The sequence below is a fragment of the Desulfovibrio desulfuricans genome (assembly GCF_024460775.1).
In the GTDB taxonomy this organism is placed as follows: Bacteria; Desulfobacterota; Desulfovibrionia; order Desulfovibrionales; family Desulfovibrionaceae; genus Desulfovibrio; species Desulfovibrio desulfuricans_E.
Genome location: NZ_JANFYZ010000113.1, coordinates 1 through 232, shown reverse-complemented (window position 1 = coordinate 232; position 232 = coordinate 1). Strand labels below are relative to the sequence as shown.

Genomic DNA, 232 nt, shown 5'->3' with positions numbered 1-232 from the left:
GAATGATTTTACAGGGGGAAAGATATTCGGTTATACTTCTTGATTTAATGCTTCCGGGAATTCCGGGGGAAGAAGTACTTAGAGATATTCGAAAGAAAGGAAATACCCCGGTGATCATTCTAACAGCAAAAGATACGATTGATGATAAAGTGGAATTTTTGCGCGGCGGAGCGGATGATTATGTGACAAAGCCGTTTGATATTAAAGAAGTAACTGCCAGAGTGGAAGTGCA

General features: G+C 40.5%; 1 protein-coding gene. It reads left to right on the top strand.

Annotation, left to right across the window (positions count from 1 at the left end; genetic code table 11):
* Positions 1 to 232 (top strand): response regulator (locus NE637_RS15590; RefSeq protein WP_256267834.1); only part of this gene is annotated, 232 nt, incomplete at both ends.